Genomic DNA, 17,355 nt, shown 5'->3' with positions numbered 1-17,355 from the left:
TATTGTAATTAATTTAAACTTAATGGTTTTATTCTCTTTCTGGTAAATAGATTCAACCGTAAAGAATTTAATTTAAGTTCTGTTGCAAGTTTTCTACCTAATCTTTGGGATGGTTTTTCAATAAAGAGATGAAGAAACCAGGAAAGTGTAATGGCAACGGCACTAACTATAATTAACGCTACACCAGCATTAAAACCTTTATCTAATAAAATACGAAGAAACATATAGCCGCCAATACAATGAATAATATACAAGGGATAACTAATATCTGCTAAAAATTTAACGAATGGATTTGTCTTAAATAAATAAGGAAAAGTATAAGCAAACATAAAGGTTAATAATGCTAAGGCATAACTCCATGCTAAAATCAAACTCTCTGAATAAGGTCCTGCCCACCAATTAATACAGAATAAAAGAAATAAAAATCCTATCGCAAAATAGCCCTGATCAGGTGCAATTTTATGACAATACAGATAGTGAAATACAACACCTAGAAACATAAAGATAATATATTGAGAGGGCAAAATAAAAATTCTACTCCAAATAAAGGCTGTGAAATTACTTACCGCCCATTCGGGAAGCATATAAGATAGGTAACAGTTCAAAAGAAAGAAAATTATGGGCATAAAGAATACTTTTATTGAGTATTTACGAAACCAAAATCCCAATAAGGCAACGAGTAAATAAAATTTCATCTCAATTTCTAAAGTCCAAATAATTGAATCTATATTTTTTGATTCAAGTATGTCTCGGATTCCTGGAAAATAATGAATGATTATTTCTTGTGGAGAATAAGGCCAAGAGATTAAAAAATATTGGGTTCCTAAAAAAAGAGCCAGTATAGTGATACTAAATCCCACAACATACGTAGGGATAATTCGCAAAAAGCGGCTAACTAAAAACCCGAATACACTTGTTTTTTGTAATGAAAAAGGAATAACAAAACCACTTAAGAGAAAAAATAAACCTACTCCATAAGAGCCCCAATCAAACAAAGAAAATTTATTGAGCCATACTACATAAATCGGTGCATTAAAGTGTTCCGGCTCCAGTATGGGGGCATTAATTAAATGCGCTATGGTATCTCTTTTGTACCAAAAGGTACTGAAATAATGAGAGAGGACAACAAATAGAGCAGTAATCCCCCGTAATGTATTCACAAACTCAATCTTTGTTTCGGATTGTATATTTTTTTGCACTTAACAGCCTAATTGTTTAGATGAATTTCATTTAAGCGACTTATTTCTTTGTTAACTAAAGCTTTAAATTGCTTTGCTTCGAGTTCTTTAGGTTGATTTCCTGCACTATTTATTAAAATATACATATAAGTTTTATAACCTATATTAGTTATTAAATTATTGTATGCAGATATATCCAAATTTTGTAATACTTTATCTTCTGCTGGCATCTTTGGTTTTACTCTTGGCCGCGATTTTTTCTCATATGCATAAGCCATTTCGAGGAGTTTTCCTTCACTAAATTGTGGTCCAATTAATTCCACGCCAATAGGCATTTGACTGTGATAACCAAAATTAATTGTGATTGCGGGTAGGCCGGAATTAGAAGAAACCGGTGCAAGCCAGGTGTTCACGTCATAAGGTTCATAAGTCGCAATGCCTGCAGTGCTTATGGGCATTAATAGAGCATCAAGTTTTTGTTGTTTCATTACTTGTTCAACATATTTTCTATTTTTTGCAAATGTTTTTAATGCAGTCTCATATTTTTCCCCATATTTAATCGGCATTAATGCAAAAAATTTGACGCACTTTTGAGCATCACCAAAAACTCTTATTCTATTTGAATCACATAAATCTTGGAAATCCTGACGTACAGAAGGATAAGAACTTAGATAATGATCCACATCTTGCCTCATACCCGCCATATTAGGAGAGCGATCGGTGTCAAATTCAGATAAGTTCACTTCATTAATAATGGTCGCGCCTGATTTTTCCAAGTTGAGTAATGATTGTTTCATAATTTGTGAGATATCCTTGGGCATCTCTTTAAAGACATTTCTATTTCCAACCTTATGCACAATTCCAATACGTTTTCCAATTAATCCATCTTCATTTAAGTAAGCAGCATAAGTGTTTTCTCTTGGAACATTTACTGTTTTCATATCTGTTGGATTTGCTTTGGCAATGACATCTAAAACAGTCGCAAGATCCTGAACTGTTCGGGCTAAAGGCCCTGGTGTGCCATCTAAATTTCCCGAAGGAAAAATTCCGCTTTGGCTTATTAAACCCGTACTTGGGCGCAAACCATAAACACCATTAAATGCAGCAGGAATCCTCACAGAACCACTATTGTCTGTACCAATTCCAATCACTGCAAAGTTGGCACTGACTGCAACAGCAGACCCTCCGCTTGAACCCCCAGGACTTTTTCTTGTATCATAAACATTACCAATACGCCCAGTTCTACTGCTGATACCAAACATACCCGCCGCCAACTCATCCATCCCACCTTTACCCAAAATAATTGCTCCTGCTTTTCTTAACTGAGTTACTAAAAAAGCATCTTGGTTAGGCTGATTTCCCAATAATGAGAGAGATCCAGAGCTTGTAGTTGCATCATAAGTATCAATGTTGTCCTTCAGTATAATGGGAATACAATGCAATGGCCCCATAAGTTGGTGCTTATTTGAATGGATTTTATCGAGTCCTCTTGCTTGATCGATTACATTTTGATTGATTTCTACAAATGCATTAATCGGTGCAAATTCTACCGCACTCAAATTATATTTTTTAATACGTTCAAGATAGAGATTAATTAATTCTTCACAAGTCAATTCGTTATTATTTATTGCTGTATGAATTAAGCTAATCGTGGTTTCTTCTAAAGAAAATGAAGGATGTTTTGGAGTAAAATCAACATCATCTGCCTTAGCCACATTAGATAGAAAAAATGCTATTAAAAAAATAAACGGTATGGTCCTTTCCATAGCATAATCCCTTTATATTCAATAATATTTTGTATGATTCATGAGTATAATGCAATTTGCTAAACAAACATAAGAAATCTTTCGCTTGCAAAGAATAATGATGCTACATTATGTGGTTTCATTATCTTAGGGTAATTCTAAGCAAGTTTTTAAAACTAGGCGTACTCATTTAACCATTCAATTTAAGGAAAAATTATGGCTAAAATTCTGTGTGTTCTTTATGATGATCCAATTCATGGTTACCCAAAAACCTATGCGCGTAACGACTTACCTATCATTGAGCAATATCCTGATGGACAAAGCATCCCTACTCCGAGGCATCTCGAATTTAAACCGGGTACTTTATTAGGTTCGGTATCTGGTGAGCTAGGATTACGTCAATTTCTTGAGTCTCAAGGACATCAATTTATAGTAACCTCAGATAAAGAAGGCCCAAACTCTATTTTCGAAAAAGAATTACCTGATTCAGATATCGTTATTTCACAACCTTTTTGGCCCGCCTACTTAACTTCTGAACGAATAGCTAAAGCTAAAAAATTAAAGTTAATAATCACTGCCGGAATTGGTTCTGATCATGTGGATTTACAAGCTGCGATGGAAAACAATATTACTGTCGCCGAAGTGACCTATTCAAACAGTATCAGCGTTGCCGAACATGTGGTCATGATGATTCTCTCCTTAGTACGTAATTATTTACCCTCCTATGATTGGGTTGTACAAAATGGTTGGAATATCGCTGATTGTATTGAACGCTCTTATGACCTGGAAGGGATGACCGTAGGCTCAGTTGCATGTGGGCGTATTGGTTTAGCCGTCATGAAACGTTTAAAACCTTTTGACGTCAAATTACATTATACAGATCGTCACCGATTACCTGAAAAAACAGAAAAAGAATTAGGGTTAATTTTTCATGAGCATGTTGAATCATTGGTACAAGTATGCGACGTGGTTACCATTAATTGTCCGTTGACTCCTGAAACAGAAAACTTGTTTGATGAAAAAATGCTTCGTAAAATGAAACGAGGTGCCTATCTCATCAATACAGCACGAGGTAAAATTTGCGATCAGAATGCCATTGTAAGCGCCTGTAAAAATGGTCAACTCGCTGGCTATGCGGGTGATGTTTGGTTTCCACAACCAGCGCCTAAAGATCATCCATGGAGAACTATGCCGCATCATGGCATGACACCGCATATTTCTGGTACATCATTATCGGCACAGGCTCGTTATGCAGCAGGAACTCGTGAAATTTTAGAGTGTTGGTTTGACGGTCGCCCGATCCGCGATGTTTATCTGATTGTTAATAATGGGAGACTGGCAGGTACCGGCGCCCACTCTTATACGACAGGTAATGTAACCGTAGGAGCCGAAGAAGCCTAGGTTTACAATATGAATAAAATGAATGTTGTTAGTGCTTGTTTAAGAACAACATTCATTGTTGATTTCTTATTATAAGTATTTCTAAGAGTTAATCTTTCTGTTCGAATTATAGGTGTTAAGAAATCATAATTGTTCAAGAACTTAAGTCTGCTCCTCATTAGTAGCTCGTGAGATGCTTTAATATCCATAAAAGTCGACGAGAACAACAAAAGCAACTTTTGCTCGCATATTCGCTGCGGAAGAATCCACTCATTTGAATCTGATATTATATATAAAAATCAATTTGACCTAAAATTAATTATAAAGCGTATATACTTATAGAAAAATAATACTAAAAAATAGAAAAGGCTAAAAAGCATTATGATTCATCACATTAAAGTGAGCATTTATCTATGCATTATTACCTTGTTTGTGGTTTTATTAAGCCTTGTCGGTGCTACCATTATTAGTATTAATTATATTGGATTAAATAAAATCCTTAGTTCCAGCGCTCATAGTTCAATTGAACAAACCTCTGAAATAATTAAATCTCATATTTCCGAATACTTACTTCCCCTAAATCACGATCTTGTCCAAATTCAATACATGCTCACTAACGGGATTATTGATGATCGCGATGAATTCGAGTCCTTTATTTTTAACACAGTTCGTAAAAACCCAGGAATTTCAGCAGCTTATTACGCAACAATAACGGGAGATGTTTATGGCGTTGATCGCCAAGAATCAGGAATAATTGCGGTAGATATTATTACTAATTCAATAAAACCCCCTTATAAAACCCGTTATGAATACAATGACCAAGGACATTTTCTAAAAAGACGACACTAGACATAAATTATGATCCAAGAACACGCCCATGGTATCAAGATGCTGTTACAGCGAAGAAACTAGTCTGGACTAATATCTACCAATTTCACTCATTCACTAAAAACACTGATATTACCTACGGTATTACTGCAACAATTCCTATTTACGGTGAACATCATAAACTAGAAGGCGTATTGGGGATGGACATAGCCGTGAACAGCATGCAAAAATTCATTAATAAATTACAAGTTACCCCAAACTCAATTATTTATATAACCAATGAAAAAAATCAAATTATAGCTTATAGAAATCCTAAACAGTTATTAGATATTCGTGGAAAAATGTTAACTCCCAAAGATCTTCGGTTTAAAATTCCAATCCCACTTTCTAAATTAGACTCGGATAGCCAGCAAATTCCAGTGACATTCTATGAATATAACAATCGGCAATTCTTTTTAGTGAATCAACCTATTTTTAACGCGAATTCAGAAAAAATTTGGCATATTACGATTATTGTTCCAGCTAGCGATGTTTTAGCACCGCTTCGAACGCTAAGTATCAGAATATTATTTTTGACTGTTTTTATTCTTATTCTAGGGGTTCTGATTGCTCGTCTTGTTTCGCAAAAAATATCACGTCCGATTATTAAATTGTCTAAAGAGGCACAAGAAATTACACAATTAAATCTTGAACCCAAACCTTTACTTAAAACAATGATCAAAGAAATCAGTTACATGGATAAAAGTCTTTCAAATATGCGCTCGAGTCTTGCTTCATTTCAACGCTATGTTCCAAGTTCATTAGTAAAAAAATTATTGCGTAGTGGAAAAATTGCTAAAGTAGGTGGAGAATATCAAAATATCACTATTCTATTTTCTGATATTAAAGACTTCACTAAACTCGCCGAAGCCACTCCTCCCAAACAGCTCATGAACTATCTCTCTGGTTACTTTCAACTGATGACAGATACTGTTCTGATTCATCAAGGAATATTAGATAAATATATAGGCGATGCGATTATGGCGCTTTGGAACACTCCCTTGCCTGATGAATTTCATATTCTTCATGCCTGTCAAACTGCGGTTAGCATGATAGAACAAGTTAACCAGTTTAATATCAAAAATCAAAATCAAGATCTCCCTGAGCTTATTTTGAGAATTGGAATCCATTCGGGTAAGGCTATTGTGGGTAATGTTGGCTCAGCAGAACGGCTTAGTTTTACGGCTTTAGGGGATTCAGTGAATTTAACAAGTCGTCTTGAAGCAATTAATAAAGCCTATAACACACAAATTATTGTCAGTAAATCCATTTTCGAAGAAGCCAAAAACCACTTTTCTTTTCGTATGCTTGATAAAGTAGCTGTTCGTGGAAAACGAGAAAGCACCACCATTTATGAGCTTATTACTGCCCAAAACATTCAGCATTTAAAACAACATATAGAAGAATTCGAACATGCATTCCATCATTACCAAAAAGGTAATTGGCACGAAAGTCTTAAGTTATTTGCAAAACTTACTCCAGCCTACCCGGGGGATCAATTAGCGGCACTTTATATCGAGCGTTGCCACATATTAATAAAAAAGTCACCCGAAGATTGGGATGGGATATGGCGCCATGAAGCAGAATTTTAATTGCTTAAGATGATGAGCATTATCTTTATATCCCTAATTCTTGCTTCCTTTAAAAAAGTCACTTCAATTACAAAAAATCTATTGAATTCAATCCTATTTTCAACAAAATAATCTATACTATTCTATGATTTAACTCACTAAGGATGGACATAACATGTATAAAAAAATCGCGCAAACAGTTTTATTCGCATGCACATTAGTGCTTAGCCCCGTTGTTCTAGCACACTCTTGTGGTTGTGGTGAAGGATTGAAACATATGGTTAGCTCTTTAAAACTTGATGACAACCAAAAAGCTAAAATCAAACCCATCTTAGAACAATTAGCCTCAACAATAAAAAACGATGCAAGCCAAATGAACGATTTGGATCAACAACTTCAGCAGCAAGCTGAATCAGCTAATATGGATCAAGCAACAGTAGATAGCTTGATTGACAAAAAAACAAAACTTATTGGGGACATGATGAAAGCAAAAGTAACTGCTAAAAATCAAATCTATGCTGTCCTTAATCCGCAACAAAAGACAGAGTTGCAAAGCAAAATGAAAAAAATGGAAGAAAAAATGGCAGATCAATTCAAAAGTTGCCATGATGATGAATAAATAAAACTTCAACTCAGGAACAACACGTATTGTTCCTGAGTTTTATACTACTAGGTAGCTTAATGTTAGTAAACGAATATATTCAGTATGATGTACATGGACTTGCTCAACTTATCAAAAAAAAGAAAGTAAGCGCTCGTGAAGTTCTTGATTGCGCATTAACGCGAGTTAATGAGGTGAATCCGTTTCTTAATGCCATTGTCTTAAGCTGTCCTGATTTTGCAATAAAATGCCTCGAGAATCTTAATGGTAATGAACCTTATTATGGGGTTCCTTTATTAGTTAAAGATTTAGGACATCATATTACTGGTGTTCATAGTACAGAAGGATCGCGTTTTTTTGCGATGAATATTGATGTATTCACTAGTGATTTAGTGAGTAAGCTTATTTCTTTAGGTTTTATTCCTTTTGCAAAAACAAATACGCCGGAATTAGGCCTTTCTTATGTTACTGAATCCATTTTACATGGGCCTTGTCGTAACCCCTATGATCTCAATCGAACCTGTGGGGGGTCTTCTGGTGGTTCAGCTGCTGCGGTTTCAACAGGTATCGCTCCCATAGCCACTGCAAGCGATGGTGGTGGTTCTATTAGAATCCCTGCGTCATGTTGTGGATTAATAGGTTTTAAGCCAACCAATGGACTCACTCCAGCAGGGCCTTTAACGAATGAACTTTGGTCTGGTATGGCAGTAAATTTTGTCTTGACTCGTTCACTTCGCGACTCTGAGACATTATTTCATGAGCTAATAGCCCCTCGAAAATTGCCATCGATTTCACCTAAGAAAGTATTTAATGTCATTCGACTAGAGGGGAGTTTTTCACCAGTCCCCATAGCATCTCCGTATCTAATTGCTATTAATCAAGTCGAAGAATTATTAAAAAAATTAGGGCACAGGATTGAAAAACGAAATTTAGATTTGGATTTTAAAACAATTGGAGAGTGCGCCCTAGCTTTAATAGCAACGAATACTTTCACAGCAATAAAAATCCAAGAAATACAGTTAAAAAGAAAAGTAACTGTTGACGAACTGGAGCCCGTTACCTGGGATTTTTATCAAAAGGGACAAGCCATTTCTGCATTTGAATATCTTATTGCTAAAAGAAAATTATATCAATTATTTCGTCCATTGCATCAGTTATTGGGTCAAACAGATATAATTTTAACCCCCGCATTAGCTAAACTTCCATTATTAATCGGTGAATTAAAAACAGATGATGCGTTTGATAATTACTTACAAAAAAACCTTGAGTTCTCCCCATTTACCTCTTTGTTTAATCAAGCAGACTTGCCTGCTTTGACAATTCCAGTGACGTATCACAATCATCTCCCAATTTCAATACAGCTTGGGGCTGCTCAAAACAATGATTTGCTGCTTTACTCACTGGCAAAACAGCTACAATCAATGTTACCTGATTTTAGTCAAGCCATAAACATTACAACAAATCGCCCCTAGTTTAAAAATATCGTCGACTTGCCTAATTTCTTCCAGCCATAACACCTCCATCCACATTAATGATTTCCCCTGTTATCCAACTTGCTTTATCGGATAAAAGAAACTCAATTGCATCAGCAACATCGCTTGCTTTACCTATTCGCCCTATAGGATGAAATTGATTAAAGTTTTGCAATGATAATTCAATTTTATCTTCATCAATAAATGATTTATAAATCGGAGTCATGACTACTGCCGGTGCAACTGCATTAACTCTTATATTATACTCCGCGAGCTCCATAGCTAAATGTTGTGTTAAGGAATGAAGCCCTGCTTTTTGTATGGAGTAAGCTGAAGAAGGGGTTGCTTTAACTGCTTGATTGGCCCACATTGATCCTATATTAACAATTGCTCCGCCTCTATTTTTCTTCATATTTTGGACCACGGCCTGAGTAATAAAAAAGAACGCTTTGTTGATATTTATCTGGAGATCATAATCCATTACCGTATGATCTAAAAAACTGATCGGTTTGAAGCTTCCAGCTGCATTAACAAGATATTTTATTTTACGATCTTCATTATTTATTTTATGCATTAACTTTGATAGATGATCTTCGTTATGAAGATCAATCACCGCAATTTCCACTCCTCCTCTATTTCCATCAATTCTTTCAGCAGCCTTGATCAGTTTATGCTCATCTCTTCCTGTGATTAACAAATCCAAACCATATCCTGAGAGTCGTTTCGCTGTTTCTAATCCCATGCCGCTTGATCCACCAACGATAATGGCTAAATCATTACGTAACATTATTATTCACCTCATATTTGTTATACCCAATTTATTATTAAGGAGATATAATCGTAAAAAAAGTAAGTACCAATTGGTACTGTAAGAACTTTCTGGTCCAACTTATTGAAATGTCTGATAAAAAAAGTTAAATCAAAAAATGCCACCGCTCAAAGCAGCCACGATGGTAGAAACTATTTATGGATGTAAATGGTCTTTAACTGTCTATTCTCTCTTACGAGAGGGAATCAATCGACCTGGAGAAATGGTACGAAGTGTTGAGGGCCTTTCAACAAAAGTTCTAAACCAATGTCTTAGGAAAAACATAGATTTCGGTATTCTTGACAAGAAGTCGTTTCACGAAACTCCACCTAGAGTAGAATATTTTGTAACACCCTTTGGGGAAAAATTCTTAAAAATTCTCGATAAAATTGAAGAGTTAAATGCTCAAATCAAACTCTAGTTCCCAAAAATTCAAGTAAATTTTCTAATCAACAACGGAAATACGCGACCTAAAACATTTAGAGTGTTATATGATGAAAAGATGCACACTGTTGCCTGGCGCAACGTTCTGAATCCCGCGTGCAAGCCGCGGGATGTAGGCACTATTAACTAAATCAATTTAATTGATCTATTTACGAACAATTAATGTTTTTGGATGTTCAAATCTTGTGCGCTAGTTTTTTCAGGAATAGCATTCACATTTGATATATTTTCACTAACTTTTTCGGAGCTTTGGATTGATTCTTTGGCATGAACTGATGTTGGAGTAGATTTTTTAGTCTTCTTTTTTTCAATTTTTGTGTCATGTCCTTTACTCAGTTTAGGGGTCTTAGTATCTTTTTTAGTATTGGGTGTTGTGGTCTCTGAAGCAACTTTTTTGGCAGTAGCTACTGATTTCTTTGTAGTAGCAACAGCTTTTTTGGCGGAGCTCTTAGATGCAGTAGCTACCTTTTTAGCGCCTTTTTCTATAGTATCAGATGCTTCTCTCATCACTTGTTGTTGATTTTGATCAAAATTACGGGAAATATTGAACCAATGATTTTCTAATATACTAAAAGTAGTTCTCATATAATCGAGTATCATTTGACTGTTTTGGGCAAACAGTTCGATTTGTTTTTCAAAAACTTCCTCAGGTTTTTTTACACTTAATAAATCGAGGGGCTTCATATAAGATAAATTTTGCATCATTTTAACATTGAGCTCCATTAGTTTTTGGATTGGAGCATCAAAATTATTAAATATTTTTTGATCAAAAAATTGGTTTTTCATAGCATCTCCATATGTTGCATTGCACAATTCAAGATTAGTTACTCTCTTTATATTTGTCAAATAAAATCAAATTTTGTTTCAATCTGAGTATCTTCATTTACATCATAGACAACAAAAAAAACTATTTTCTACTAGGCTGAGAATAATTAGCTATCCAGTCTATTTCTATAATATATTCATTAATAATTTTATGAAAGTTGATAAATAGAATTTCTAATCCGTTCAACTGTTTGATCTGACTTGGTTTGCGAAAATAAACCTAATCTACCGGTGAGTTGATAATTAACCCCTAATGCGAAAAGATATCCGATTCCTAACAAACTAATTGCAGTGATTATTTCAGCAACTATCCATCTTGAATCACGGTGTTTTTGTAACATCTTTCTGGATGAATCTATTTTTTTGATACATTTTTTGCGATAAAGATTAAATAATGTTGGGTCCGGATTTTTAGTAAGTGGCTCTGTATATTGCGTCAATTTCTTTGCCAAATACTCTGCTTTTCTACCTTCTTGTCTAAACCCTCTATGGATTAACTCAGAACCTTTTTTAGAAAGTTGCGAAATCAAGGTCACTATTGTTTGAATTTGCTGTTCAATGGTTTTTTCATATTGTCTCAGCTCAGTTTTAGACACTTGCTGAACTTTCTTTAATTGATATTTGCGCGGATCTATTTTTATAAATGATTGCCTCGCATCCTCCACAGTCCAACGCTCAGTAACATTTTCTTTTAATAGACCATTAAGACATTCCTTAATTTGATCTTCATCTTTTTTGAAAAGAGTGACTTGCGGATCTGAAAACAAATCATTATTTGTGGTTTTCTTTTTAATTTCACTCCAAGGAGTTTTGTGATCTAAATAATAATTTTTATAATCATCACCCCATAAATAACTTAAAATTCGCCCCACAGCATAAGCATCTGATTTTTGAGTATAGCTTGGTGTGCCCAAGTAGAGTTCGGGAGGTCTATAAGCGGTTGTACCTACTCTGCGACTTTCTTTACGTTCACCTCTTATGGCATTTCCATAATCAATGATAGTTACTTTAGAGAGAGAATCAACGCTCTTACTGAAATCAATTATCATATTACCAGGTTTTAAATCACGATGAATCAAATCATTAGCAATTACTTGTTCTGTCACGGCATTAAGAATTGCAAAAGTGATTTCTAGACGTTTTTCTACAGTGAGTATGGGAATAAAATCCGTACACTTCTTTCGTTTATTAGGATTAAGCAATATTTCCAGGGGAATACCTCTTGCTCGTTTCATTACTAATAAACTTTTTTTTCCATCGTAATGAGCAAACACAGGAGGTTTAGCACCTAAATGTCCCACATGGACTAGGTTACTATATTCTTGTAGCACCGAGTGACTTCGATCATGATCCTTATGCTGTTCTATCTTGACTATTCGACTTTTACTCGTCTTTAAAATTGGAGTATTCGCTTCAAACTTAATTGTTCCTAATATGGGATAAACTACAGCATAACCACCTTGACCTAAAGGCTCATTACTTAAATCAAATATTTCGAAACGATCTCCCTCCTTAAGCTTACTTCGTTTCCTTCTTAACAGCGATTTAGTAAAATAAAAAACATATTCAATTCCTTGAGTTGTAGTATATTGATATTCTTGATTTTTGAGCCAAACATTATCAATTTGTTTGTTTTGTAAAAACTCCTGGAGGGCATTCCTGTCGGCTTCAGCTAGATTTGCTTCATAAATTTGAATGGGATCAAGATTGATTTTTATCGACATCTACTTTGTAAATATATTTAATCAATGTGTTATATTGTATATCAATATAATTGATTCGTTAACTTGTTTGCCAATAAATGTATTATTTTTCTTAAAAAAGAAATAGCATATTTCCTATCACTTCATGTAGGATGAATGAGGTTTTATTGATTATTTTTTTCAAGGAGAGTACTGTGGGCAAACTAACTGTTGAAGGAATGACTGCCGTTGAAAAAAACAAAAGAGAACGTGCAGATGCTTTAAAAATTTTAACATCAAAACCCTTTAACCCAAATGATGATGAGCAACAAGCCTCGCTCAGAAAATACATTAATAACTTTGAATACAATGCCAATCTGATGTATCTCTTTCAAGGAATGAGTACAGGGCTCACAGCATGGGGTGGTTCTTGGCTTGTTGGCTTTCTTTTACCTGTTCCTGAATTTGCAAATTATTTTTTAAGTATGTTTCTCTATTGTGGAGCTGCTGGTTATATTCTTCAAAATTTTAGTCTTGATGACTTTCATAATCAACTTGACGAAATGAAAGCCATTTATAATTGGTGCCTAAAAAATGGACTACAAAAATACGATGGTACAGATAATACCGCAACTCTCACCAATCCCGATATTCAACGATTAATTAAATTAATTGCTCCGTTATGTACTACAGAGTTCATGCTGGCATGGAAGAAGGTATCAGAAGACGAGCAACCTAAAAGCACCATTTGGACTAGTATTTCATCAGCCTATTCATTTTTTACAGCACCCACACCTAGCGTAGATCACAATCGTCTTCAGGATTTGAAAGCCAGTGTAGAAAGACGAGAGCTTGATGTAGGTGTTTTTAAAGGAGTTGAAGGTGCTGTTCGTTATTTTGCAACAGATCCTCATTTTAGAGAACTTTTAACCTCCAAAGTAAAACAACCAGTAGATCAAATTAGAGAGATGCTTCCTTCGGTACTGAGTTTGAATTACTCTAAAACGGACTAATTAATATATCATGAAGCGAAGAGCCATCTACCTTTCGCTTCATACGCAACATATTTTAACTGTTTGATTTGACAATAATTTTTTATTATGTAGAATCCCTTGCTTTTTATAGGAGCTTAAAATATGGGTAATACCTCTTCATTTGAAAAATCAATTGCAAAACAAGAAGAATATGTAAAAAAACGAATGAAAGATTCTGATATGAATCGTTTAAAACATGGTTTTTTTAGAGATGGCCATGAGAAATACTCGGAGCGCCAAATTAAAGGTTATCTACGCCAAGAGTATAACAATACACGTAAATCAAATTCATATGTTTCAGATCATGATCTAAATGAGTCCAAAAGACACAGAATATCTTAAAAGATAAGAACGAACAGAGCGCTCAGCGGCGAAAAACATGAGCGCTTCAGAAATGTTTAGTTCGTAATCTGCAGGAAATAATGAGAGACCTAGCTCTAACTCCACCATGCTAGAGCCCTATTCTGAGTATGTTCCAACGTATTTCGTCATCAAATCACCACATGATCATTACGTATCGAAAATAGTTAAAATCATATACTATTTCGATTTCCACTCTGCTCGATAGCGGGAAAAGACAATTGCGACACTATTTGCTGTATTTTTGGTAATCCGAAAAATCGATTCGTAGAACTATTTTTATGGGAAGCATAAGAACCATTGCCTGCCATAATGCCACCATCAATATTGTATTGGGAGCCCGTGATGAACAAAGAATCATCAGACGCTAAAAACACGGCGAGATTGGCCACTTCACTTGCTTGTCCCATACGTTTCAACGGAATTGTATTTGTGTACTCTTCTATACGTTGAGCACGCTCCTCATCCAGGCCGAATTCAGAGTCCCACATTTCAGTTAAAATAGCCGCAGGAACGATAACATTGCAACGAACAGGATAGCCAGTTTTGGCACAATGCATGGCTATTGTTCGTGTAAGATTCAAAATAGCAGCCTTACTTGATGCATAAGCAGCATTAGAAGGAATACCTACTAAGCCTGATCGAGAGCCCATATTGATAATTGACGCATTAGCACTTTTTTTCAAAAGCGGCATCATCGTTTTACATCCCAGAAAGGTTCCATCCAAGTTTACCGCATGAACAGCTCGCCAATCGTCAAGGGAGCAATTTTCTATATCTTGAGGTTTATCCGATTTAGGAGCAGAATCTATACCGGCATTATTCACTAAAATATCGAGTTTTTGATATTTGTTTTCGATATATTCAGCTACTTCTTGCCAATTTTGTTCGGAACAAACATCTAAATAATGGTAATCGCTAGCTCCTATTGATTGTGCAAATTTTTCTCCTTCAGACTTTGAAAGCCTTCCTGTTACGATTACTGTAGCGCCTTTTTTACAAAAGGACTCTGCAATTGAAAGACCAATTGATTTAGTACTACCTGTAATTAATGCAATTTTATTCTTTAATTTTGCCATCGCTACCAATCCCTGATTTATTTGTTTCGATAATACGATTTATTGACAGTAAAATCATTGATTATTTTATTCAATTAAGGAGAAATGGAGATAATAAAATCAAAGATTAGAAATCTTTAATAGTAGGTTGTCTCAATCGATCTTTTATATGAAACCTCGACAAAACATCACGTTACTTCTAATAGATTATCTTTGTGCGTTGTCATTCGCTCTATTAGGAAATACAGGCTGATACCTAAAATGATAGCACCATCAATAACAAGGGCAACAGGACGCATTGAACCATCAAATAACAGACCAGTTAGGGCTACAGCCCCTGATGAAACAAACAAGCGCGTGGACACAATGAACGAGGAACATGTTCCCTTGAGGTTAGGTAAAATTTCCAGTGATTGTGCAAAAGTAACGCTCATGGGAAAAGCGCAACCTACCGCCATCCAGCACATTGCAAATGTAATTAACCGTGGAGAATCTGGATAGTGGAAAGCAAAATAAGTGAACAGCACAATGGATATTGTACAACACACCATCCCCAAATTGACTGCTTTTCGACTTCCAATTCTTTCAACCACTTTATCAGCATAAAAACTGGTAAGTGAAAATATCAATACAATTAACCCTTGTTGCATGGCGAATTGAAAATAAGACAATTTACACGTATTAATATAATAAAAAGAAGCACTTCCCACAAACGTTAAATAAGCCGTAACTAACATATTAGGCATGCTGGCATAAATTAAAAATTTGCCATGAGAGAAGACTGTCCAATAATCTTTAAATAAAGTCGAAATATTTAAAGGTTGCTTCTTGGTTTTAGTTTCAGGCAATTGCCAGATCAAAAAGAGCCAAGAAATTAAAGCAATCATCGCAATTAAGGCAAAGTTCGCTCTCCAAGTAAAGTAATTGATAATGGCGCTACCCAAAATGGGTGCTGCGGCCATAAAAATAGTAACGTAAGCATTAATTTTACCAATGTAATTTGCTGCTACTTCGCCACTATATCGATCGGAGATCATCGCAAAGCCCATCACTAAAGTACTACTAGCACCTAAACCTTGAATAAAACGCCAAAACATTAATTGGTATATGGAAAATGAAAATACACAACCAATAGCCCCAATCAAGAAGCATGTTGCACCAAAAATCATCAAACCACGTCTACCCCAAGATTCTGATAATGGACCGTACAACAATCCAGACATACAAAAAGCCAAAAAATTAAGACTTAATGTACTTTGAACTTGTGCTTCATTGCTACCAAAATAAGTCATAATGCTAGGAAAACTGGGCAAGGAAATGTCGATTTCCATACAGCAACCTAATAATGAAATAACAATGAGTGGTACAAGCGGCAGCCGACATAAACTGGATAACATGATGCATCTTCTTAATTAGAATGAATAAGGGGTATTGGCTGAATGAAATTTCAACAGCCATGCAATTATATCGGCATTTGTACATTTTTAGAATAGCAATGATCTACTAAAACAATTTTTTGAGAAAATACAACTATGCCCCACAAGAATAACATTTTAGAAGGTGCTATGTAAGGCACATCGCCTTCGCGAAAGCAGAAAGTCTATTGAAAGCTATGCTGCGGCTTTAGACCAGCAATCCTTAAAACACTTATAGAGCAAGTGAGGATCCCTGTTAATGCAAGCACGATGCTTCTATAAAAACGGACGCCCGCTCTTTGCAAAGACGACGAAACATATGGCAGTGCTACTCAGACTGTACGGTTCTAAATAGCGACTGATCCTCACTTCTGCGACTACTTTAACAAAGCACCCACATTCGCAGCCACTCTGACAGTAGCCGCTGAGCCTAAAAGTATTTTGGGACAGAAACACTCTTAAGCTTATTTAGAGAAAATTGGCTCATAATTATCTATCCCAACTCCATTGACACAAGTAGGAATCTCAATTTTTTCCTTCTTTAAGAAAAAAGAAGGGTGTAACTTGGGCTCATAATTATCTACCCCAATTCCGTTTACACAGGTCGATAAAGCTTCGTTCTTATTTGCTATGAACAATGTTTTCCGCCTCGGCTCATAGTTATCTATCCCCACTCCATTCACATAAGCAGGATGTTCATGTTGTTTTTCCATTGTAGCAACTGGAGTATGATGATTGAGCTCATGGTTATCTATCCCAATACCTTTTAGATGGCTCTCTGTTTTTGTAGAAAAAAATCGACCTTGTTTTTCTATATTATTTTTTAAAACGGTACTTATTTTTTTCTCAGATTTATTAGTAAATATTTTTTGAAATAGTTTCATAGGAGGTTCCTAAAATTAAATAAACACCCGG

16 protein-coding genes are annotated in these 17,355 nt (G+C 35.3%); 8 read left to right on the top strand and 8 right to left on the bottom strand.

All coding sequences use genetic code 11. From position 1 onward, the window contains the following. Positions 1 to 8: 8 nt before the first annotated feature. Positions 9 to 1,199, bottom strand: coding sequence for an acyltransferase family protein (locus EL220_RS08605; RefSeq protein ID WP_027270025.1), 1,191 nt, complete (start codon positions 1,197 to 1,199; stop codon positions 9 to 11). A gap of 8 nt (positions 1,200 to 1,207) precedes the next feature. Further along, entirely contained in the window at positions 1,208 to 2,944 is a 1,737-nt protein-coding gene (locus EL220_RS08600; protein WP_027270024.1) for an amidase family protein, read from the bottom strand. Between the two features lie 195 nt (positions 2,945 to 3,139). Here EL220_RS08600 and EL220_RS08595 point away from each other — a divergent pair, with 195 nt between their 5' ends. From EL220_RS08595 to EL220_RS08580, 5 genes are all read left to right on the top strand, one after another. Further along, a complete protein-coding gene (locus tag EL220_RS08595) occupies positions 3,140 to 4,324 on the top strand; it encodes an NAD-dependent formate dehydrogenase (protein WP_027270023.1) in 1,185 nt (394 codons plus the stop codon). Between the two features lie 360 nt (positions 4,325 to 4,684). Then, complete coding sequence (locus EL220_RS18870; RefSeq protein WP_232002712.1) at positions 4,685 to 5,152, top strand: hypothetical protein; 468 nt, start codon at positions 4,685 to 4,687, stop codon at positions 5,150 to 5,152. Between the two features lie 2 nt (positions 5,153 to 5,154). Further along, entirely contained in the window at positions 5,155 to 6,762 is a 1,608-nt protein-coding gene (locus EL220_RS08590; protein WP_232002742.1) for an adenylate/guanylate cyclase domain-containing protein, read from the top strand. 154 nt (positions 6,763 to 6,916) lie between these two features. Continuing rightward, entirely contained in the window at positions 6,917 to 7,360 is a 444-nt protein-coding gene (locus tag EL220_RS08585; protein WP_027270021.1) for a Spy/CpxP family protein refolding chaperone, read from the top strand. Between the two features lie 62 nt (positions 7,361 to 7,422). Further along, positions 7,423 to 8,814 carry an amidase gene (locus EL220_RS08580; RefSeq protein ID WP_027270020.1) on the top strand — a complete coding sequence of 464 codons (1,392 nt, stop codon included), beginning with the start codon at positions 7,423 to 7,425 and terminating at the stop codon, positions 8,812 to 8,814. Between the two features lie 22 nt (positions 8,815 to 8,836). Here EL220_RS08580 and EL220_RS08575 read toward each other — a convergent pair whose 3' ends face one another. Then, positions 8,837 to 9,601 carry an SDR family NAD(P)-dependent oxidoreductase gene (locus EL220_RS08575; RefSeq protein WP_027270019.1) on the bottom strand — a complete coding sequence of 255 codons (765 nt, stop codon included), beginning with the start codon at positions 9,599 to 9,601 and terminating at the stop codon, positions 8,837 to 8,839. A gap of 163 nt (positions 9,602 to 9,764) precedes the next feature. On the opposite strand from EL220_RS08575, the gene EL220_RS08570 reads away from it, so the two are divergent. Continuing rightward, positions 9,765 to 10,043, top strand: coding sequence for a winged helix-turn-helix transcriptional regulator (locus EL220_RS08570; RefSeq protein WP_232002711.1), 279 nt, complete (start codon positions 9,765 to 9,767; stop codon positions 10,041 to 10,043). A 182-nt stretch (positions 10,044 to 10,225) separates the two neighbouring features. Here the strand turns inward: EL220_RS08570 and EL220_RS08565 are convergent, their stop codons facing one another. Both EL220_RS08565 and legK1 read right to left on the bottom strand, forming a co-directional pair. Further along, positions 10,226 to 10,852 (bottom strand): hypothetical protein, encoded by a 627-nt coding sequence (locus EL220_RS08565; protein WP_027270017.1) that lies wholly within the window; start codon positions 10,850 to 10,852, stop codon positions 10,226 to 10,228. Positions 10,853 to 11,040: 188 nt separating this feature from the next. Beyond that, complete coding sequence (legK1, locus tag EL220_RS08560) at positions 11,041 to 12,615, bottom strand: Dot/Icm T4SS effector kinase LegK1 (protein ID WP_027270016.1); 1,575 nt, start codon at positions 12,613 to 12,615, stop codon at positions 11,041 to 11,043. Between the two features lie 173 nt (positions 12,616 to 12,788). Here legK1 and EL220_RS08555 point away from each other — a divergent pair, with 173 nt between their 5' ends. Together EL220_RS08555 and EL220_RS08550 are read left to right on the top strand one after the other, a co-directional pair. After that, the gene (locus tag EL220_RS08555) at positions 12,789 to 13,586 is read left to right on the top strand and encodes a hypothetical protein (RefSeq protein ID WP_027270015.1); all 798 of its coding nucleotides are present in this window, start codon (positions 12,789 to 12,791) and stop codon (positions 13,584 to 13,586) included. Positions 13,587 to 13,709: 123 nt separating this feature from the next. Beyond that, the gene (locus tag EL220_RS08550) at positions 13,710 to 13,949 is read left to right on the top strand and encodes a hypothetical protein (RefSeq protein ID WP_027270014.1); all 240 of its coding nucleotides are present in this window, start codon (positions 13,710 to 13,712) and stop codon (positions 13,947 to 13,949) included. 191 nt (positions 13,950 to 14,140) lie between these two features. Here EL220_RS08550 and EL220_RS08545 read toward each other — a convergent pair whose 3' ends face one another. The 3 genes from EL220_RS08545 to EL220_RS08535 all read right to left on the bottom strand — a co-directional run bounded on the left by EL220_RS08545 (position 14,141) and on the right by EL220_RS08535 (position 17,324). Continuing rightward, a complete protein-coding gene (locus tag EL220_RS08545) occupies positions 14,141 to 15,046 on the bottom strand; it encodes an SDR family NAD(P)-dependent oxidoreductase (RefSeq protein ID WP_051544701.1) in 906 nt (301 codons plus the stop codon). 167 nt (positions 15,047 to 15,213) lie between these two features. After that, on the bottom strand, positions 15,214 to 16,356 hold the full coding sequence (locus EL220_RS08540; protein WP_027270013.1) for a multidrug effflux MFS transporter: 1,143 nt from the start codon (positions 16,354 to 16,356) through the stop codon (positions 15,214 to 15,216). 548 nt (positions 16,357 to 16,904) lie between these two features. Next, entirely contained in the window at positions 16,905 to 17,324 is a 420-nt protein-coding gene (locus EL220_RS08535; RefSeq protein WP_051544700.1) for a hypothetical protein, read from the bottom strand. Positions 17,325 to 17,355 lie beyond the last annotated feature (31 nt).

Origin of the sequence: Legionella sainthelensi (assembly GCF_900637685.1) — a bacterium.
In the GTDB taxonomy this organism is placed as follows: Bacteria; Pseudomonadota; Gammaproteobacteria; order Legionellales; family Legionellaceae; genus Legionella; species Legionella sainthelensi.
This window is presented reverse-complemented; position numbering and strand designations above follow the sequence as displayed.